The 18,230-nt window shown below is 68.7% G+C and carries 18 protein-coding genes and 2 pseudogenes; 13 read left to right on the forward strand and 7 right to left on the reverse strand.

The window, feature by feature from the left end:
• Positions 1-18: 18 nt before the first annotated feature.
• The 5 genes from ACFVXA_RS23260 to ACFVXA_RS23280 all read left to right on the forward strand — a co-directional run bounded on the left by ACFVXA_RS23260 (position 19) and on the right by ACFVXA_RS23280 (position 7,091).
• Positions 19-1,371, forward strand: a complete 1,353-nt coding sequence (locus tag ACFVXA_RS23260; protein ID WP_362019960.1) for a sugar ABC transporter substrate-binding protein — start codon at positions 19-21, stop codon at positions 1,369-1,371.
• Between the two features lie 8 nt (positions 1,372-1,379).
• The gene (locus ACFVXA_RS23265; RefSeq protein ID WP_362019963.1) at positions 1,380-2,348 is read left to right on the forward strand and encodes a sugar ABC transporter permease; all 969 of its coding nucleotides are present in this window, start codon (positions 1,380-1,382) and stop codon (positions 2,346-2,348) included.
• Complete coding sequence (locus ACFVXA_RS23270; protein ID WP_383738620.1) at positions 2,345-3,220, forward strand: carbohydrate ABC transporter permease; 876 nt, start codon at positions 2,345-2,347, stop codon at positions 3,218-3,220. Before ACFVXA_RS23265 ends, ACFVXA_RS23270 begins: the two co-directional genes overlap by 4 nt.
• 39 nt (positions 3,221-3,259) lie before the next feature.
• Positions 3,260-4,861: a glycoside hydrolase family 13 protein gene (locus tag ACFVXA_RS23275; protein ID WP_362019968.1), complete on the forward strand. Its 1,602-nt coding sequence runs from the start codon at positions 3,260-3,262 to the stop codon at positions 4,859-4,861.
• Positions 4,862-4,925: 64 nt separating this feature from the next.
• Positions 4,926-7,091 (forward strand): discoidin domain-containing protein, encoded by a 2,166-nt coding sequence (locus ACFVXA_RS23280; protein ID WP_390026329.1) that lies wholly within the window; start codon positions 4,926-4,928, stop codon positions 7,089-7,091.
• On the opposite strand, the pseudogene ACFVXA_RS23285 reads toward ACFVXA_RS23280, so the two are convergent.
• A pseudogene (locus ACFVXA_RS23285) lies at positions 7,063-7,242 on the reverse strand (ABC transporter ATP-binding protein); the annotation flags it as partial. The gene ACFVXA_RS23280 and the pseudogene ACFVXA_RS23285 overlap by 29 nt on opposite strands.
• A gap of 98 nt (positions 7,243-7,340) precedes the next feature.
• On the opposite strand from ACFVXA_RS23285, the gene ACFVXA_RS23290 reads away from it, so the two are divergent.
• Entirely contained in the window at positions 7,341-7,586 is a 246-nt protein-coding gene (locus ACFVXA_RS23290) for a hypothetical protein (RefSeq protein ID WP_390026331.1), read from the forward strand.
• A 97-nt stretch (positions 7,587-7,683) separates the two neighbouring features.
• On the opposite strand, the gene ACFVXA_RS23295 is transcribed toward ACFVXA_RS23290, so the two are convergent.
• From ACFVXA_RS23295 to ACFVXA_RS23305, 3 genes are read right to left on the reverse strand one after another with little or no spacing between them, the layout of a single operon-like run.
• Positions 7,684-8,619, reverse strand: coding sequence for a PDR/VanB family oxidoreductase (locus ACFVXA_RS23295; protein WP_390026334.1), 936 nt, complete (start codon positions 8,617-8,619; stop codon positions 7,684-7,686).
• Positions 8,616-8,786 (reverse strand): hypothetical protein, encoded by a 171-nt coding sequence (locus ACFVXA_RS23300; protein WP_390026337.1) that lies wholly within the window; start codon positions 8,784-8,786, stop codon positions 8,616-8,618. Before ACFVXA_RS23300 ends, ACFVXA_RS23295 begins: the two co-directional genes overlap by 4 nt.
• Positions 8,783-9,847 (reverse strand): Rieske 2Fe-2S domain-containing protein, encoded by a 1,065-nt coding sequence (locus tag ACFVXA_RS23305; protein ID WP_389748349.1) that lies wholly within the window; start codon positions 9,845-9,847, stop codon positions 8,783-8,785. The genes ACFVXA_RS23300 and ACFVXA_RS23305 overlap by 4 nt, the downstream gene beginning before the upstream one ends.
• A gap of 174 nt (positions 9,848-10,021) precedes the next feature.
• Between ACFVXA_RS23305 and ACFVXA_RS23310 the strand changes: the two are divergent.
• The 3 genes and pseudogenes from ACFVXA_RS23310 to ACFVXA_RS23320 all read left to right on the forward strand — a co-directional run.
• Positions 10,022-10,584 (forward strand): annotated as a pseudogene (locus tag ACFVXA_RS23310) (zinc-binding dehydrogenase); the annotation flags it as partial.
• A gap of 537 nt (positions 10,585-11,121) precedes the next feature.
• Positions 11,122-12,840 carry a sialidase family protein gene (locus ACFVXA_RS23315; RefSeq protein ID WP_390026340.1) on the forward strand — a complete coding sequence of 573 codons (1,719 nt, stop codon included), beginning with the start codon at positions 11,122-11,124 and terminating at the stop codon, positions 12,838-12,840.
• Positions 12,841-13,320, forward strand: coding sequence for a hypothetical protein (locus ACFVXA_RS23320; protein ID WP_362019989.1), 480 nt, complete (start codon positions 12,841-12,843; stop codon positions 13,318-13,320). It abuts the gene before it with no gap.
• A 345-nt stretch (positions 13,321-13,665) separates the two neighbouring features.
• Here ACFVXA_RS23320 and ACFVXA_RS23325 read toward each other — a convergent pair whose 3' ends face one another.
• The 3 genes from ACFVXA_RS23325 to ACFVXA_RS23335 form a co-directional block, all read right to left on the reverse strand.
• The gene (locus ACFVXA_RS23325; RefSeq protein ID WP_362019992.1) at positions 13,666-13,938 is read right to left on the reverse strand and encodes a hypothetical protein; all 273 of its coding nucleotides are present in this window, start codon (positions 13,936-13,938) and stop codon (positions 13,666-13,668) included.
• Positions 13,939-14,388: 450 nt separating this feature from the next.
• Positions 14,389-14,559: a hypothetical protein gene (locus tag ACFVXA_RS23330; RefSeq protein WP_383905333.1), complete on the reverse strand. Its 171-nt coding sequence runs from the start codon at positions 14,557-14,559 to the stop codon at positions 14,389-14,391.
• Positions 14,560-14,807: 248 nt separating this feature from the next.
• The gene (locus tag ACFVXA_RS23335; RefSeq protein WP_362019997.1) at positions 14,808-14,936 is read right to left on the reverse strand and encodes a hypothetical protein; all 129 of its coding nucleotides are present in this window, start codon (positions 14,934-14,936) and stop codon (positions 14,808-14,810) included.
• A gap of 239 nt (positions 14,937-15,175) precedes the next feature.
• On the opposite strand from ACFVXA_RS23335, the gene ACFVXA_RS23340 reads away from it, so the two are divergent.
• Genes ACFVXA_RS23340 through ACFVXA_RS23355 form a run of 4 tightly spaced genes read left to right on the forward strand, consistent with a single transcriptional unit; the run spans position 15,176 to position 18,230 of the window.
• Entirely contained in the window at positions 15,176-15,481 is a 306-nt protein-coding gene (locus ACFVXA_RS23340) for an MSMEG_0570 family nitrogen starvation response protein (protein WP_383738581.1), read from the forward strand.
• Between the two features lie 44 nt (positions 15,482-15,525).
• Positions 15,526-16,824 carry an MSMEG_0569 family flavin-dependent oxidoreductase gene (locus ACFVXA_RS23345; protein ID WP_390026342.1) on the forward strand — a complete coding sequence of 433 codons (1,299 nt, stop codon included), beginning with the start codon at positions 15,526-15,528 and terminating at the stop codon, positions 16,822-16,824.
• A 12-nt stretch (positions 16,825-16,836) separates the two neighbouring features.
• Complete coding sequence (locus tag ACFVXA_RS23350) at positions 16,837-17,652, forward strand: amidohydrolase family protein (protein WP_389468105.1); 816 nt, start codon at positions 16,837-16,839, stop codon at positions 17,650-17,652.
• Between the two features lie 53 nt (positions 17,653-17,705).
• A complete protein-coding gene (locus ACFVXA_RS23355) occupies positions 17,706-18,230 on the forward strand; it encodes an MSMEG_0572/Sll0783 family nitrogen starvation response protein (protein WP_362020009.1) in 525 nt (174 codons plus the stop codon).

Here is an 18,230-nt window from a genome sequence, read left to right on the forward strand (position 1 = left end):
CCCAAGAGGGGTCCACCGATGAGAAGTCCCGGGTTCCGCCGCACCAGCACCACGCTCATGGCCTCCGCCCTCGCGCTGACCGCGATCACGGCGTGCGGCTCCAGCGACGACGGCTCCGCGGGTGGCAAGACCCGCATCACGGTCAACTGCATGCCGCCCAAGAGCGCCAAGGTCGACCGTTCGTTCTTCGAGGCCGACGTCAAGGCGTTCGAGAAGGCCAACCCGACCATCGACGTCGTCGCACACGACGCGTTCCCGTGTCAGGACCCCAAGACGTTCGACGCCAAGCTCGCCGGCGGCCAGATGGAGGACGTGTTCTACACGTACTTCACCGACGCCAAGCACGTCGTCGACATCAACCAGGCCGCCGACATCACCAGTTACGTCAAGGACCTCAAGAGCTACAGCACCATCCAGCAGCAGCTGCGCGACATCTACACCGTCGACGGCAAGATCTACGGCGTCCCGCGCACCGGCTACTCGATGGGTCTGATCTACAACAAGAAGCTCTTCGAGAAGGCCGGTCTCGACCCGAACAAGCCCCCGGCGACCTGGGAGGAGCTGCGCGCGGACGCCAAGAAGATAGCCGCGCTCGGCAACGGCACCGTCGGATACGCCGACTACAGCGCCCAGAACCAGGGCGGCTGGCACTTCACCGCCGAGATGTACTCGCAGGGCGGCAACGTGGTGAGCGAGGACGGCAAGAAGGCGACCGTCGACACCCCCGAGGGCAAGGCCGTCCTGCAGAACCTCAAGGACATGCGCTGGACCGACAACTCCATGGGCAGCAAACAGCTCCTGGTCATCAACGACGTCCAGCAGCTGATGGGCTCCGGCAAGCTCGGCATGTACCTCTCCGCGCCCGACAACATCCCGATCCTCGTCAAGGAGAAGGGCGGCAACTACGACGACCTCGCCCTCGCGCCCATGCCCGGCGGCAAGGGCACGCTCATCGGCGGCGACGGCTACATGTTCAACAAGAAGGACAGTCCGGAGCAGATCAAGGCCGGCCTCAAGTGGCTCGACAGCATGTTCCTGACGCCCGGTGACGGCTTCCTCGGTGACTACGCCCGCGCCAAGCAGAACAACGCGCCCGTGGGTCTGCCCGAGCCGCGCCTGTTCACCGGCGCCGCCGACGCCAAGGACCAGCAGGTCAAGAAGGCCAACGCCAACGTCCCCGTCGAGAACTACCAGGCCTTCCTCGACGGCAACCAGAGCCTGCAGATGAAGATCGAGCCGCCGCAGGCCCAGCAGATCTACTCGGTCCTCGACGGCGCCGTCTCGGCGGTCCTCACCAAGAAGGACGCCGACGTCGACAAACTGCTGAAGGACGCCTCCGGCAAGATCGACTCCATCCTGGCCCGAGGCTGACACCGTTCATGAAGACCGCATCGAAGCCCGCAGCACTCCCTCCGGCCGCCCTCGGCGCGCCGGAGGTGCCGCGGTCGGCCGGGCGCCGGAACGGGGGCCCATGGCGCCGGCGCCTGGCCGACCAGTCCCGCGCGTACGCCTTCCTGATCGGCGGCCTGCTCTGCTTCGCGCTGTTCTCCTGGTACCCGGCGATCCGCGCGGTCGTGATCGCCTTCCAGAAGTACACGCCCGGCTCAGGCGGCGAGTGGGTCGGCACCGCGAACTTCACCCGCGTCTTCCACGACCCGGAGTTCACCGCCGCCTGGCGCAACACCCTGACCTTCACGCTCCTCGCCCTGCTCATCGGCTTCGCCGTCCCCTTCGTGATGGCGCTGGTCCTCAATGAACTGAGGCACGCGAAGGCCTTCTTCCGAGTCGTGGTCTATCTGCCGGTGATGATCCCGCCGGTGGTCAGCGCGCTGCTGTGGAAGTGGTTCTACGATCCCGGAGCGGGCCTCGCCAACGAGGCGCTGCGCTTCCTGCACCTGCCGACCTCGAACTGGTCCAACGGCGCCGACACCGCGCTCGTCTCCCTGGTCATCGTCGCCACCTGGGCCAACCTCGGCGGCACCGTCCTCATCTACCTCGCCGCCCTGCAGAGCATCCCCGGCGAGCTGTACGAGGCGGCCGAACTGGACGGCGCGAACATCTGGCAGCGCATCCGGCACGTGACGATCCCGCAGACCCGCTTCATCATCCTCATGCTGATGCTGCTGCAGATCATCGCCACCATGCAGGTCTTCACCGAACCGTTCGTGATCACCGGCGGCGGCCCGGAGAACGCGACCGTGACGGTCCTGTACCTGATCTACAAGTACGCCTTCCTCTACAACGACTTCGGAGGGGCGTGTGCCTTGAGCGTCATGCTGCTCGTCCTGCTCAGCGCCTTCTCCGCGGTCTATCTCCGGCTGACCCGCTCCACCGGGGAGGAGTCATGAGCGTCCGCACCCTGGTCTCGCCGCTCACCCTGGCCCGCCCCCGCGGCAAGGCCGCCTACTGGGCCGTCTTCACCGGCGTCGTCCTGCTCTTCGCGCTCGCCTTCCTCTTCCCGGTCTACTGGATGGTGACCGGCGCGATGAAGTCGCCGGACGAGGTCACCCGCACACCCCCGACACTCGTCCCCCAGCACCTGAGCCTCAGCGGCTACACCGACGCCTGGGACCTGATGGACCTGCCGACCCATCTGTGGAACACGGTGGTGCAGGCCACCGGGGCGTGGGTACTCCAGCTGGTCTTCTGCACGGCCGCCGCCTACGCCCTCTCCAAGCTGAAGCCCGCCTTCGGCAAGGTCGTCCTCGGCGGCATCCTCGCCACGCTGATGGTCCCCGCGCAGGCCCTGGTCGTACCGAAGTACCTGACCGTCGCCGATCTGCCGCTGATCCACACGAGCCTGCTCAACGACCCACTCGGCATCTGGCTGCCGGCCGTGGCCAATGCCTTCAACCTCTATCTGCTCAAGCGATTCTTCGACCAGATCCCGCGCGACGTGCTGGAGGCCGCCGAGATCGACGGAGCCGGACGGCTGCGCACGCTGTGGTCGATCGTGCTGCCGATGTCCCGGCCCGTCCTGGGCGTCGTGTCGATCTTCGCGCTGGTCGCCGTCTGGCAGGACTTCCTCTGGCCGCTGATGGTCTTCTCCGACACCGACAAGCAGCCCATCAGCGTCGCCCTCGTCCAGCTGTCCCAGAACATCCAGCTGACCGTGCTCATCGCCGCGATGGTGATCGCGAGCATCCCCATGGTCGTGATGTTCCTGGTGTTCCAGCGGCACATCATCGCCGGGATCAGCGCGGGCAGCACCAAGGGCTGACGCCCCGATGTGACCTCCTCGAACGAAAGGCAACGCGCCGTGGGACAGCCCCGCCCTGCCCGAAATCAGTCCGAGTGGTGGCGCTCAGCCGTCATCTACCAGGTGTACGTCCGCAGCTTCGCGGACGGCGACGGTGACGGCACCGGCGACCTCGCGGGCGTCCGCGCCAGACTCCCGTACCTCGCCGAACTCGGCGTGGACGCCCTGTGGTTCAACCCCTGGTACCTCTCGCCCCTGGCCGACGGCGGCTACGACGTCGCCGACTACCGCGTCATCGACCCCGCCTTCGGGACGCTCGTCGAGGCGGAGAAGCTCATCGCCGAGGCGCGGGAGCTGGGCATCCGCACCCTCGTCGACATCGTGCCGAACCACGTGTCCGACCAACACCCCTGGTTCCGGGCCGCCCTGGCCGGCGGCCCCGAGCGCGAGCTCTTCCACTTCCGCCCCGGACGCGGCGAGAACGGCGAGCTCCCGCCCAACGACTGGCCGTCCCAGTTCGCCGGCTCCACCGAACCCGTCTGGACCAGGCTGCCCGACGGGGACTGGTACCTCCATCTGTTCACCCCCGAGCAGCCCGACCTCAACTGGGCGCACCCCGTGGTCCGCCAGGAGCACGAGGACGTCCTGCGCTTCTGGTTCGAGCGCGGTGTCGCGGGCGTCCGCATCGACTCGGCCGCCCTGCTCGCCAAGGACCCGGACCTGCCCGACTTCGTCGAGGGCCGCGATCCGCACCCGTACGTCGACCGCGACGAACTCCACGACATCTACCGCTCCTGGCGCACGGTCGCCGACGAGTACGACGGCATCTTCGTCGGCGAGGTCTGGCTCCCCGACACCGAGCGCTTCGCCCGCTATCTGCGCCCCGACGAACTGCACACCGCCTTCAACTTCTCCTTCCTGTCCTGCCCCTGGGACGCGCGGAAGCTGCGTACGTCGATCGACGAGACCCTCGCCGAACACGCGCCGGTGGGCGCGCCCGCCACCTGGGTGCTGTGCAACCACGACGTGACCCGCACGGTCACCCGCTACGGCCGGACCGACACCGGGTTCGACTTCACCACCAAGGCCTTCGGCACCCCCACCGACCTCGCTCTGGGCACCCGTCGGGCCCGCGCCGCCGCCCTGCTCTCGCTGGCGCTGCCCGGCGCCGTCTACCTCTACCAGGGCGAGGAACTCGGCCTGCCCGAGGCGGACATACCGCGGGACCGCATCCAGGACCCCATGCACTTCCGCTCCGGCGGCACGGACCCGGGGCGCGACGGCTGTCGCGTACCGCTGCCGTGGGCGGCCGAGGCGCCCTACGCGGGATTCGGCGGCGACCCCTGGCTGCCGCAGCCCGCGAACTGGCCCGCGTACGCCGCCGACCAGCAGGCCGAGGACCCCGGCTCGATGCTCAGCCTCTACAGGGAGGCGCTCCGTATCCGCCGCACCGAGCCCGGCTTCGGCGACGGCCCGGTCAGCTGGCTGCCCGCGCCCGACGGCGTCCTCGCCTTCGCCCGCACGGACGGACTGCGCTGTGCGGTCAACCTCTCCGACACCCCGGCCGAACTCCCGGAGCACTCCCGACTCCTGCTCACCAGCGGCCCCTTGGACGCCGAGGGGCGGCTCCCCCAGGACACGGCGGCCTGGCTGCGTGCCTGACACCGCAGCCAGGCCGCCGCACCAACCCGCTATCCCGGCACCCCCACACGAAAGGGATCAGCACATGTCCAGATCTGTCAGGCGCATGCCAGCCGCGGCGGCCGCGGTGGCCGTCGCCCTCGCCGCCGGCATGCTCAGCGCCACCACGGCCCACTCCGCGGTCGCGGCGGCGGGCGCCACCCTCCCCTTCAGCTCGGTCGAAGCCGAATCGGCCACCTCCACGGGCACGAAGATCGGCCCCGACTACACCCAGGGCACCCTCGCCTCGGAAGCCTCCGGACGGCAGGCCGTACGGCTGAGCGCGGGCCAGCGCGTCGAGTTCACCGTGCCGCGCGCGGCCAACGCGGTGAACGTCTCGTACAGCGTCCCCGACGGCCAGTCGGGCACGCTCGACGTCTACGTCAACGGCACCAAGATCGCCAAGACGCTCGCCGTCACCTCCAAGTACTCCTACGTCGACACCTCCTGGATCGCCGGCGCCAAGACGCACCACTTCTTCGACAACGCCCGGCTGCTGCTCGGCCAGAACGTGCAGGCGGGCGACAAGGTCGCCTTCCAGGCCACCTCCACCCAAGTCACCGTGGACGTGGCCGACTTCGAGCAGGTGGCCGCGGCCCCCACCAAGCCCGCGGGAGCCGTGTCCGTCACGGACAAAGGCGCCGACCCCACCGGCCAGGGCGACTCGACACAGGCCTTCCGGGACGCGATCTCTGCCGCGCAAGGGGGAGTCGTCTGGATCCCGCCGGGTGACTACCGCGTCACCTCCTCGCTCAACGGCGTGCAGAACGTCACCCTCCAGGGCGCCGGCAGCTGGTATTCCGTCGTGCACACCTCGCGCTTCATCGACCAGACCAGTTCGTCGGGCGGCGTCCACCTCAAGGACTTCGCGGTCATCGGCGAGGTCACCGAGCGCGTCGACTCCAACCCGGACAACTTCGTCAACGGCTCACTGGGCCCGGGGAGTTCGGTCTCCGGGATGTGGATCCAGCACCTCAAGGTCGGTCTGTGGCTGACGGGCAACAACGACAACCTTGTCGTCGAGAACAACCGCATCCTCGACACCACCGCCGACGGCCTCAACCTCAACGGCAACGCCCGTGGTGTCCGCGTCCGCAACAACTTCCTGCGCAACCAGGGCGATGACTCGCTCGCCATGTGGTCGCTCTACTCGCCCGACACCAACAGCAGCTTCGAGAACAACACCATCTCGCAGCCGAACCTCGCCAACGGCATCGCCGTCTACGGCGGCACCGACATCGCGGTCAAGAACAACCTGGTCTCCGACACCAACGCCCTCGGCAGCGGTATCGCCATCTCCAACCAGAAGTTCCTCGACCCGTTCTCCCCGCTGGCCGGCACGATCACGGTGGACGGCAACACGGTCGTGCGCGCCGGCGCGATCAACCCCAACTGGAACCACCCGATGGGGGCCCTGCGCGTCGACTCGTACGACAGCGCGATCAACGCCACGGTCAACATCACCAACACCACCGTCACCGACAGCCCGTACAGCGCCTTCGAGTTCGTCTCCGGCGGCGGTCACGGCTACGCGACGAACAACGTGACCGTGAACGGCGCCACCGTCAACAAGGTCGGCACGGTCGTCGTCCAGGCCGAGACACAGGGCGCGGCCAGGTTCAGCAACGTACAGGCGACCGGCGTCGGTGCGGCAGGCGTCTACAACTGCCCCTACCCGAGCGGCACCTTCACGCTCACCAACGGCGGCGGCAACTCCGGCTGGGACACCACCTGGTCGAACTGCTCCGCCTGGCCCCAGCCCGGCTCCGGCAACCCGGCCCCCGACCCGAGCACCAATCTCGCCAAGGGCCGCGGCGCCACCGCCACCGGCTCCGTCGACGTCTACACCCCTGGCAAGGCGGTCGACGGCGACGCGAACACCTACTGGGAGTCCACCAACAACGCGTTCCCGCAGGCCTGGACGGTCGACCTGGGCTCGACCCAGGCCGCTCGCCGCCTCGTGCTGAAGCTGCCGCCCGCCACCTCCTGGGGCGCGCGCACCCAGACCCTGTCCGTCCTGGGCAGCACCGACGGCTCGGCGTACTCGACGGTCGTCGCCTCGAAGGGCTACCGCTTCGACCCCGCGACCGGGAACACGGTCACGGTCACCCTGCCGAGCGGCACCAGCCTGCGCTACCTGAGGCTCAACGTCACGGCCAACACCGGCTGGCCGGCCGCCCAGTTCAGTGAGGTGGAGGCGTATCTGTCCTGACGTCCACGGTCGTCCCGCGCTTCGCGGCCTGGATCCGCTCGTACACATGGGTCCGCAGCTCCGCGAAGCGCGGGGCGACCCGTGTGCGCAACTGGTCCCGCTCGTCCGGCAGATCGACCTTCACCTGTTCCTGCACGACGGTGGGGGAGGCGCGGCGGCATGCCAACGCGGTCTGACAGGGGCACCTTCGAGCAGCGGATCAGCCCATACCCGAAATCGACGCCCCGCTCCACGTGGGAGCGGTTCAACATGGCGAAGACCGACTCCGGCCGGCCCTTGCTGATCGCGAACCTGCTGTTCGGTGTGGCGGCCGCGAGCGTGTTCACCTACCTCGGCGCATCGCGCGCTCGGTTGTTCCTGGTCTTCGGTATCGCCTTGACGGGACACGCCATCCGAACCATCTACGTCATGATCTGCGTTGCCCGAGGCGAAACCGATCAACTGGCACCAGGAAGCCCTGCCGGCGCTCGAAGGGGCGCCGGTCGGCACAGGTGAAGGTGCCGCAGGAACGACGTCGTGCCCCCAGCCGTGCCCGAACGGAGGGGAAGCGACGGGGAATAGACGACTTGGCACGCCAAGCGCCTGAGGTGTCTCACAGGTCCAGCACAAGCCTCTTCCCGCGGCAGCGCGACACGCAGATCATCATCGTCTCGCCCGCCTCTCGCTCCTCCTCGCTCAAGACCGAGTCCCGGTGCTCCGGGATCCCTTCGAGGACGTCTGTCTCGCAGGTGCCGCACGTGCCCTCGGTGCAGGAGTAGAGCACCTCGACACCGGCGGCGCGCACGGTGTCGAGGACGGAGGCACCGGCGGGGACGGTCAGCGCGCGGCCGCTGCGCGAGAGCACCACCTCGAACTCGCTGTCCGCTGCCGTCTCCTGGACCTTCGGTTGGAATCGCTCGACGTGCAGCAGCCCGCTCGGGCACCTCTCCTCCACCGCGTCCAGCAGGGGGCCGGGACCGCAGCAGTAGACGAGCGTGTCCTCAGGGACGTCGGTGAGCACGGAAGCGAGGTCCAGCAGCCCGGTCTCGTCCTGGGGAGCGATCCGTACCCGGTCCCCGTAGCGGCTCAACTCCTCGGTGAACGCCATGGAGTCGCGGCTCCGGCCGCCGTAGAGCAGCGTCCACTCCGCGCCCGCCGCCTCCGCCGCGGCCAGCATCGGCAGGATCGGTGTGATGCCGATGCCGCCCGCGACGAAGCGGTAGCGGGGGGCCCTCCGGAGGGCGAAGTGGTTGCGCGGACCGCGCACCCGGACCTGGTCGCCCTGGTTCACCTTCTCGTGCACGTACGACGATCCACCGCGCCCGTCCGGCTCCCGCAGCACCGCGATCCGCCAGGCGTGACGGTCCGTCGGATCACCGCACAGCGAGTACTGCCGCTCCAGATCCGGGCCGAGGACGACGTCGATGTGGGCGCCCGGCTCCCAGGAGGGTAGCTGCTCGCCGCGCGGGTGGCGCAGGGTGAGGGCGAGCACGCCGTCGGCCACGGACTCCCGCCGCTCGACGACGAGTTCGGCTTCGTACGAGGTCATGAACGGGGTCCTTGGAGTCGGTGTCCGTCGGGGTGCGCGAGCATCCATTCCCACATCTCGATCGGGTCCTGGGCGGTGTGCTCGGCGCCGCAGTGGCAGGTGCCGTGCAGGACGTCGGTGCCCGGGATCCAGTCGACGCGGTAGATCTCGCCGGTCGGACCGGTCACCGGACCTTCTCCGTCGGCTTGTCGCCCTCCTCGACCAGGCGGGCGAGGATACGGCGGGCGGCGAGACCGCCGGTGTCGATGTTGATGCTCAGCTCCTGATAACCGGTGCGCTCGGTGCCGAGCGTCCTGTGCAGCAGGTTGAGCGCGTCGACGTCCTGCATGACGACCGTGTGGTTGAAGTCCCGCAGGAACGTGGTGACTTCCTCGTCGTCGCGGGCGAAATCCCGGGAGACCGCCCAGAAGTCGTACACCGTGCCGTCGCCGGACGGCGTGATCGCGTACGTGATCTCGGTGTGGAAGGCGTGCGGGTCGCTGCCGTCCGCCTCGGGCAGCACACCGACCGGCGCGATACGGCTGTGCAGCAGATACAGGCAGGGAGCGAAGTACTCGATGTCCTGCCAGCGTGTGATGCGGCCCTCGATGCCGGTCGAGCGGGCGTAGAACGGCGGACACTCGGCGTCGTCCATGTGCCGGCTCACCCGCACGATGCCCGCGCCCTCGTCGACCTCGGTGGTGATGGGCGTCTCGGCGACCTCGGGCGTACCGATGTACCCGCCGTGCAGATAGGTCTCGTGGGAGAGGTCGAGAAGGTTGTCGACGAGGAGCCCGTAGTCGGCGTCGATGGGCTCCATGCCGCGGACCGTGACCCAGTCGGGCGAGTCGAGGTGGCGGGCGCGCGGAATCGTCTGCGGGTCGGCGAGGGCCGGGTCGCCGATCCAGACCCACACCAGACAGTCCTGCTCGACCAGCGGGTAGGAGGCGACACGGGCGGTGCGCGGTATCCGCTGCTGCCCGGGCACGTACACGCACGAGCCCGTCGCGTCGTACGTGAACCCGTGGTACCCGCACACGATCCTGTCGCCGTCGAGCCGGCTCTCCGAGAGCGGGAAGCGCCGGTGCACACAGCGGTCTGACAGGGCGACGGCCGTCCCATCCTCCTCGGTGCGATAGAAGACGAGCGGTTCGCCGAGGATCGTCCGTCCGAGCAGCTCCCGCCCGACCTCGTGGCTGTAGGCGGCGACGTACCACTGGTTCCTGGCGAATGCGGTGGTGTGAGGCATGGATGCGGCTCCCGTCTCTGTGTGGTGGCGACATCGTCCGAAGGGGTCTTGCAGGGGTGCAATACGACTTCCGCCTCACGGAAACATCTTTGGAAAATGCCTGTTCAGAGGGGAGATCGGTGCGCAGGGGCTGGTACCCGGTGCCAGTGAGGTGACCAGTCGCGTGCAGTGCGAGGCCGCCAGGTGGGCGACCGGGCGGCGGTCGGTTGGTTCGGCGGCAGCTTCGGCTACTGCACGACGTGCAGGCAGGGCGACTTCATCGTCTGCGACGACTTGAAGGTGCCCGGATGGGCGTACGACGGCGGCTTCGGCGAGGCCATGATCGCACCGACTGACGCCGTGGCCCGCATTCCCGACGCGCTTTCGCCGAGCGATGCGGCGCCCCTGGCCCGTGCCGGCGTGACCACGTACGACGGGCTGCGGCGCAGTTCCGCCCGGCCCGGCGACCTGGTCGCCGTACTCGGCATCGGCGGCATCGGCCACGTGGGGGCGCAGTACGCGGCCGCCGTGGGTTTCGAGACCGTGGCGATCGCCCGCGGAGCCGAAAGGCCGACTTCGCCAAGCAACTCGGCGCCCACCACTACATCGACAGCACGACGGACACGCCCGTCGCGCACGCGCTGCAATCCCTCGGCGGCGCCAAGGTCGTACTGGCCACGGTTGGCAGCTCCGACGCCATCACGGCAACCGTGGATGGAATTCCGGAGCTGGTGGTAGCCGTTGCGGACCACGGGCCGCCGACCGTTCTCGTTCCCGTTGGTCGGCCAACTCGGCTATGCAGGCGTTGACTTCGGCCTCCAGAGCCGCTGTGACATCCGCCGGGCGACTTCCCGGACGATCTCGTCGATCAGGGAGCCGTTCGGCGTGGTGCCGTTGTCGTTGACTACTCCCTGGGTCCGACACAGGCCCTGGGCATGGCTCTCGTGCACGTCAAGCCGTGTCTGCAGACCTTTCAGTCGCTGTCGACAGCCAGTGGTGCGATCCAGCTGCAAGACGACCGTCTTGGCTCAGCCACGGCTGGCCGACGGACGGGGGCGCACTGTCGAGCCCGCTTCGAAAAAAGTTCGGTTTCTCGCGACGGACACCGTCTGCCTCCCCGTAGAGCAGACGAAGGCACCACCCGTACCGCCACGCACCACGACCCTTCGTCCGACTCGCGAACCCACGAGGTACCTGTGGCCCTCTTCTCCACACTCCGTCTTCCCCGCCACCCGCGGTCGCGGGGGCGTGTCGCCGTCGGGTTGCTGGCGCTCGTCGCCGGCACTTTGCCGAGTGTGTCGGCCGACGCCGCCACTCCGCCCTCCGGATCGGTCAGCGACACCGCGTCCACGACCACATGGAGCGCCGGTCCCTTCGCCGTCCCGAACGTCACCGGCACCACCGGGACGGTGAGCTGCGGAAGTCCGCAACTCTGCGACGACTACGCCCTGAAGGTGTCGGTGCCGAGGGGCTACGACAGCGGTCACGGCCTGCGCATCGACGTCAAGTGGCCCGATACCGCAGCCGACTTCGACCTGTACGTCCTCGACGCGGACGGCCGCGAGGTGGCAGCCTCCGCCTCCTCCAGCGACCCCCAGACCGTACTGCTCCCGGCGGTGACGGCGTCGTACACCGTGCGCGTGGTGCCCTACGCACCACTCGGCGACAGCTTCACCGCAACCGCAAGCCTGGTCGCCAACCCGGTCAATCCGCCACCGAGCACGGCCCTCCCGCCGACGTACGCGAACTCCTCGGCACCCGACAGCATCAAGGACGCGCACAACGCCGGTGAACCCTCGATCGGCGTCGACCGCGCGAGTGGCGCCGCCATGTTCCAGGCGTACACATCGACGCTCAAGGTCAACTACGACAGCGCCGGCGCCGCCACCTGGCAGGACAAGAGCGCGAAGGCGGCCAACGGCTGTCCCCAGGGCAGCACCACCAGCCTCGACCCGATCCTGTTCACCGACCCGGCCACCCACCGCACCTTCGAGTCGCAGCTCGCCGGCAAGACCGCCCTGACCTGCTACACCGAAGACGACGGCGAGACATGGACACCGACGAGCGGCTCGGGCATCAACTCCGGTGTGGACCACCAGACCATCGGTGGCGGACCCTTCGCCTCGGGCGGGCCAGGCGCCCTCACGTCGTACCCCCACGCCGTCTACTACTGCTCCCAGGACATCGCCGACGCCTCCTGCGCGGTCAGCCGGGACGGCGGTCTGACGTACGGGCCCGCCGTTCCGATGTACTCGCTGCTTGACTGCGGCGGCCTGCACGGGCACGTGAAGGTCGCCCCGGACGGCACGGTGTACGTGCCCAACAAGGGCTGCGGCGGCCAGCAGGCCGTGGCCGTCTCCGAGGACAACGGGCTGACGTGGACCGTCCGCAAAAACCCGTCCAGCACCCCTGGCGACTCCGACCCGAGCGTGGGAATCGGGGCCGGCGGGACCGTCTACATGGGCTACCAGAACAGCGACGACACCGCGCGTATCGCTGTCAGCCACGACATGGGCAAGACGTGGCTGTACGACCAGAACGTCGGCGCGAGCCTCGGCATCAAGAACATCGTCTTCCCGGCCGTGACCGCAGGCGACGACAACCGCGCCGCCTTTGCCTTCCTGGGCACCACGACCGGCGGCAACTACCAGGACACGACCAACTTCAAGGGCATCTGGCGACTGTACGTGGCCACCACCTACGACGGCGGCCAGTCCTGGGTCACTGTCGACGCCACCCCCACCGACCCGGTCCAGAAGGGGTCGATCTGCACGGGCGGCACCACCTGCGGCAACGACCGCAATCTCCTGGACTTCAACGACGTCACCCTCGACGCCCAGGGCCGCGTGCTCGCCGCCTACGCCGACGGCTGCACCGGCGCCTGCGCGACCGGCGGCGCGCAGAACTACGACGCACTGGCCTCCATTGCCCGCCAGTCCTCCGGCAACACGCTGTACGGCGCATACGACGCCGTGGTCGGCGGCAAGCACAAGAAGCCCACAGGAGGCCAGTAGATGAAGCTTTTGCCTCCGGCTGCCGTACTGATCGGCGCCGCCCTCAGCCTGGCGGCCGTCACCGGATGTTCGGCGACGACCAAGCACGCCGAGCCCTCGGTGGCGACGCCGTACGCGGCCGGGAAAACGGCTGGCACCGCGCACGGCGGCTGTCCCACCGACGCCTCACTGCCGCTTCCCAAGGACTTCCCGGCAAACCTTCCCGTGCCCGACGGCGCGGTCGTGACCTCGGTGCAGCACCGCACCGGCGACCGGCTGGTCGTCACCACGGTCGTACGGGGCCGCTTCGCCGCCGCCCTGGCGTTCCTGCAGAAGAAGCTCCCCAAGGCCGGATACGCCCTGAAGGAGGGCGAGGTGGAGGAGGACGACGCCGAGTCGAACTTTTCCTCCGCGACCGTCGAAGGCCGCTGGACCCTGCGGAAGTCGGCCGACTGCGAGGGAGGGATATACCTGACATACCTGACGTCTGCCGTCTCCTGAACTGGGCCCGGCCGAGGCCGTCGCCACCCGTGATCCACACTACCCAACTCTGGTATCCCAAAGGCCAGTTGCAGAGGGCGTTGCCTCTGACTGCCTCTGAGCGGCCCGGGTCGAACCGGGTCGAATCAGAGTGTTTTCCTCTGACTGCCTCCGCTCGCCTCTGCAACCCGTCCTAGCAGGTGACAGCCTCACCGACCCCACACAAGCGCAGGTCCGTAAAATGGCTGTTCGGAGAGTTGGTCTGTCTGTTGGTGGTCGCCGGCGCGGACGTCGGGACCGTCCGGATGGTGCGCAGGTTCACCTGCGCGATGTCCTATAGCCGAGGAAGCCGATCGGTTGTTCCGGTCAGCTCGGTCCGTGGTGGAGCAGGGTGGGCCTCAGGTCGTTCTCGGTGATCTGGTCGGCGGGGCGGTGGAGTGTCCAGCGGTGGGCCTCGCCGTCCATCGGCAGCACGGCGACGACGGTTTCCAGCGGTGGGTAGCCGGGTTCGCTGCAGGTGAGTTGGCGGATTATGACGGCGGTGTCGTTGTCGAGGCAGAGCAGGGCGCGCACGGCATCCTTCAGTTCGCGGAGGTGCGGGCTCGGCCCGGCGGTTCCTGGGCGCGGTTCCAGGTGCATGGGGATACTCCTTGGTGCTGGGAAGGCGGGCGGGCGGTGCAGAGAGCGCCGTCAGGTTGACGGTGTGTTCGACGGCGGCGAAGCCGATGTCGCAGGCGCTGCGGCCGGCCCGCCTCTGGACGATGTCGGTGTCCGTTTGGGCCGACCGCGACTGCTGCCGCGGCACATCTGGGGGTGGCGGTGCCAGTCGGCGGGACGCAGACGGTACGGCAGCCCGCCCGTCTGATCGCGTACGCCGTCCACACCACCGTCCAACTGCGGCACCCGCAGCGTGTGGCTTTGCCGGTTTCCCCTGCGCCCGGAGCCAGGACGCTGCCATGGTGGCCACGCGTACGCCACGCCGGCCCACGCGGCCCGGTACACCACGCTGACCGAGCAGCAGGTAGACGACGACTTCCGCAAGCTGCGGTCGTGGCTCGTCACCAACGGCTTCACCTCGGAGCACTTCGCCTACCCGGGCGGGCAGTTCGGCAACACGACCGACTGCGTCCCGGTGGACAAGATCGCGGCCCGGTACTTCACCTCGGCCCGCTCGATCAGCTCCGAGACCGTCGAGTCCTTCGCCCCGGCCATGCCGCACCGCCTGAAGGCCGCCACCGGCATCAACGACGGGACCAGCATCGGCGGAGCTTCTTCGAAGAGAACGCCATCGACTGCATCTTCGCTGTCGGCGTCGACTTCCAGGTGCCCACCGGCGTCAGATCGATGCGGGCCGACCTGCTTGCGGCGCGGAAGGTCCCCGAGTGGGCATGGAACCGACTCTCGTGTGGACAGGGCGCCAAGGGGTCGCGCGTCTACTACTGGGCCCTGATCGCCACGGCCGGCCCCCTGGTCCGCCGCTCGGCCGACCCGGCCTGGCCTTTCAACGCCTACGTGCCGCCGGGCCGGTGCATGACGCAGGCCTGCCCCGTCAAGATCGCCGAGATCAGATGGGCGGTCGAGGAGAACTTCGCCAACGGAAGGACGCCGTCGGCCTGGACCGCGCCCGGGCTCGCCACTACCCCTCCTGGCACCGACACGTCGCTTGTAGTGGTGCCGACGGCGACCCGGCGGGGGCCCTCTCGCGCCCGATGTGCCTCAGAGGCAACTCTGTGTACGTGAGACCTCACCTGTCGTGAGGACTCCGTAACTCCGTTTTATTCCGGATGACCTCGTTCGGTAATTCCTGCTGGTTGAAGTGGAGGTCATAAGCAGCGGCGAGGTGCCAAGGCCTCGGCGCCTCGCATGGAGGATTTTCATGCCTGAGCTGTATTTCCATGTGCGCTGGCCCGACGGCGAGACTCAGCGTTGTTACTCACCCTCCACTGTAATCGAGGACTACCTCACCACCGGTGAGGTGTACGAGCTCGGCGACTTCGTGGAGCGGAGCCGCACGGCGCTCGGTATCGCGAGCGACCGGGTGCGCGAGAAGTACGGGTTCGCCTGCACCGGGGCTTCCGACCAACTGGCGCAGATCGAGGAGACCGCGGCCGCGTACGCCTCCCTCGACGGCGCCAAGGTCGGCGTCGAAGCCCTGCACAACGCTGACGGGAGCGTACGGTGAGCCCGCGCCGGCCGACCGGAGCCCTCCCCCATGGCCTGAAGGGCATGGGAGGTACCCCCATCCCGGTGGCGGTCGTCGGCGGCGGTCAGGCCGGTCTGTCGGTCAGTCACTGTCTGCGTGAGCGCGGCATCGAGCACGTCGTCCTCGAGCGGAACCGGGTCGGCCACGAGTGGCGCGAACGCCGTTGGGACTCGTTCTGCCTGGTGACCCCCAACTGGCAGTGCAAGCTGCCCGGCTTCCCCTACCAGGGGGATGACCCCGACGGCTTCATGGTCCGCGACGAGATCATCCGGTACCTGGAGGACTACGTCGCCTTCTTCCAGCCCCCGCTGATTGAGGGCGTGTCCGTCACCCGACTGCGCCGGGGCGCCGACGGGGTCTTCGAACTCGCCACCAGCGAAGGGGAGTTCACCGCCCACCAGGTGGTCGTGGCCACCGGCCCCTACCACACCCCGTCCGTTCCGCGGATGGCCGAGCGGCTGCCCGCCGGTGTCGAGCAGATCCACTCCTCCCGCTACCGCAACCCGGAACAGCTGCCCGAGGGTGCTGTCCTGGTGGTCGGCACGGGGCAGTCCGGCTGCCAGATCGCCGAGGACCTGCACCTGGCCGGCCGGCAGGTCCACCTGGCCGTCGGCAGCGCGCCCCGCGTCGCCCGTTTCTACCGCGGCCGGGACTGCGTCGCCTGGCTGGACGACATGGGCTACTACCACAAGGGCATCGACGAGTTCGACGACGCGGGTGCCGTCCGGATGCGGGTCAACCACTACGTCACCGGGCGCGACGGGGGACGTGACATCGACCTGCGTGCCTTCGCCCGCGACGGGATGCGCCTGTACGGCCGGCTGACCGGCATCGACGGCGCGACACTCGACTTCGCCGACGACCTGAAGGTCAACCTCGACCGGGCGGACGCCGTGGCCGAGGGCATCAAGGACAGCATCGACGCGCACATCACCGCGCAGGGCATCGAGGCTCCCGTCGAGCCCCGGTACGTACCGGTGTGGGAGCCCTCCGAGCAGCCCGACGCGCTCGATCTGGCCGAGGCCGGTATCACCTCCGTCGTCTGGTCGACCGGTTTCACCCGCGACCACAGGTGGATCGAGATACCCGCCTTCGACGGCCGTGGCTACCCCATGCACTGGCGGGGCGCCACCAGCACGCCCGGGCTGCACTTCCTGGGTCTGCCCTGGCAGCACTCGTGGGGTTCCGGTCGCTTCGAGTCGGTGGGCCGGGATGCCGAGTTCCTGGCGGACCACATCGATGCCTCGCGCCGTATGACGGATGTCTGCGGCGCCCTCACCGGCGCCCCCAGCGAACTCACCTCCGCCCTCCCGATCGGCTGAGGAACAAGGAACATGGTCTTCGACGCACACCGCCACATCGGCGTCCTGCCCGCCTATCCCTTCTACGGCGGACCGCCGGTCAACCCGGATACGACCGCCCGCGCCACGGTCAAGCAGTTGATCGCCGACCTGGACGCGGAGGACACCGAGCGCGCCCTGGTCATCCCCAACTACGGCGTCCCCGATCCCGCGATCGCCTTCTCCTTCAACGAGTTGGCGATCGAGGCCGCTCAGAGCGACGACCGGATCCGGGCCGGCCTGTGGGTCTCCCCGCGCCCCGAGGACGAGCACCGCACCGCGCAGGCACTCGCCCTGGCCGACGAACGCGGCGTGAAGGCACTGAAGCTCAGCTTCCTGCTGGGCGGTCGCGCCACCGACCCCGCCTGCCGCCCGATGCTGGACCGGATCTTCCACGAGGCCGAACGCCTCGGCCTGGTCGTCCACGTTCACACCTCTCCCGGCGCGGCCTCCGACATCGACGAGGTCGGCAACCTGGTGGACTTGTACGCCGATCGGGTTCCCGTGCATCTCGTGCACTTCGGCGGCGGGATGAGCGGCCACATCAAGCTTGTCGGCTCGCGGTTCTTCGACTGGATCGAGTCCGGCAAGCGCGTCTACACCGACCTCTCCTGGGCCATCGGCTTCGCGCCGCGCTGGCTGGCCCAGGAGATCGAGCGCCGCGGCATCGGCCACGACCGGGTGCTCTTCGCCAGCGACCAGCCGTGGGGCGACTTCACGGGCGAGTACGCCCGGCTCGCCGAAGCGACCGGTGGCGGCGAACTCAGCGAACTCGTCTTCCGGGACACGTTCGCCGCGCTCTACGACTGACATCTCATCCCTCCCCGACCAGCGACCCGTACCACCCATACAAGGAGACAGACATGTCGGAAACCACCGTCGAGCTCACCGAGACCGAGCAGAAGTCCCTCAGCGAGATCCCCCACCCCTCCCTGCCCGAGGGAACCAGCATCTACGGAGGCACCAAGGTCTTCCCCGACTACAAGGCCGAGGACGGCGAGACGTACTTCACCCTCGTCCACGGCATCGCCCACGAGTCCTCGGTCTCCTTCGTCGCCGTGCTGCAGGCCACCCGCGCGCTGCGCAAGGGCTTCGAGACGGCCATCTACTTCTACGGCCCGGGTTCGCTCAACTGCCTGGCCACGCGCGGCTTCCCGACGGTCGGCAACTCCGCCTTCCCCGGCGAGCACAACATCAACAACCAGCTCAAGACGTTCATCGCCGAGGGCGGCAAGGCCTTCTGCTGCCGCTTCGGGCTGTCCCTGCACGGCGCCCGCGAGGAGGACCTCATCGAGGGCGTCATCCCCACCCACCCCCTCGACGTCCAGGACGCGCTGATCCACTACGCGCGCAAGGGCGCCATCATCAACTCCACCTACCAGCTGTAA

Origin of the sequence: Streptomyces sp. NPDC058246, assembly GCF_042881985.1 — a bacterium.
In the GTDB taxonomy this organism is placed as follows: domain Bacteria; phylum Actinomycetota; class Actinomycetes; order Streptomycetales; family Streptomycetaceae; genus Streptomyces.

Excerpts from the sequence above, each read along its gene's own strand:
- ACFVXA_RS23325 (WP_362019992.1), bottom strand. The coding sequence starts at position 13,938 with ATGCACCTGGAACCGCGCCCAGGAACCGCCGGGCCGAGCCCGCACCTC.
- ACFVXA_RS23290 (WP_390026331.1), top strand. The coding sequence starts at position 7,341 with ATGGCGAAGACCGACTCCGGCCGGCCCTTGCTGATCGCGAACCTGCTG.
- ACFVXA_RS23280 (WP_390026329.1), top strand. The coding sequence starts at position 4,926 with ATGTCCAGATCTGTCAGGCGCATGCCAGCCGCGGCGGCCGCGGTGGCC.
- ACFVXA_RS23305 (WP_389748349.1), bottom strand. The coding sequence starts at position 9,847 with ATGCCTCACACCACCGCATTCGCCAGGAACCAGTGGTACGTCGCCGCC.
- ACFVXA_RS23270 (WP_383738620.1), top strand. The coding sequence starts at position 2,345 with ATGAGCGTCCGCACCCTGGTCTCGCCGCTCACCCTGGCCCGCCCCCGC.
- ACFVXA_RS23345 (WP_390026342.1), top strand. The coding sequence starts at position 15,526 with ATGGGAGGTACCCCCATCCCGGTGGCGGTCGTCGGCGGCGGTCAGGCC.
- ACFVXA_RS23320 (WP_362019989.1), top strand. The coding sequence starts at position 12,841 with ATGAAGCTTTTGCCTCCGGCTGCCGTACTGATCGGCGCCGCCCTCAGC.
- ACFVXA_RS23355 (WP_362020009.1), top strand. The coding sequence starts at position 17,706 with ATGTCGGAAACCACCGTCGAGCTCACCGAGACCGAGCAGAAGTCCCTC.
- ACFVXA_RS23350 (WP_389468105.1), top strand. The coding sequence starts at position 16,837 with ATGGTCTTCGACGCACACCGCCACATCGGCGTCCTGCCCGCCTATCCC.
- ACFVXA_RS23330 (WP_383905333.1), bottom strand. The coding sequence starts at position 14,559 with ATGCTGGTCCCGTCGTTGATGCCGGTGGCGGCCTTCAGGCGGTGCGGC.
- ACFVXA_RS23265 (WP_362019963.1), top strand. The coding sequence starts at position 1,380 with ATGAAGACCGCATCGAAGCCCGCAGCACTCCCTCCGGCCGCCCTCGGC.
- ACFVXA_RS23340 (WP_383738581.1), top strand. The coding sequence starts at position 15,176 with ATGCCTGAGCTGTATTTCCATGTGCGCTGGCCCGACGGCGAGACTCAG.
- ACFVXA_RS23260 (WP_362019960.1), top strand. The coding sequence starts at position 19 with ATGAGAAGTCCCGGGTTCCGCCGCACCAGCACCACGCTCATGGCCTCC.
- ACFVXA_RS23295 (WP_390026334.1), bottom strand. The coding sequence starts at position 8,619 with ATGACCTCGTACGAAGCCGAACTCGTCGTCGAGCGGCGGGAGTCCGTG.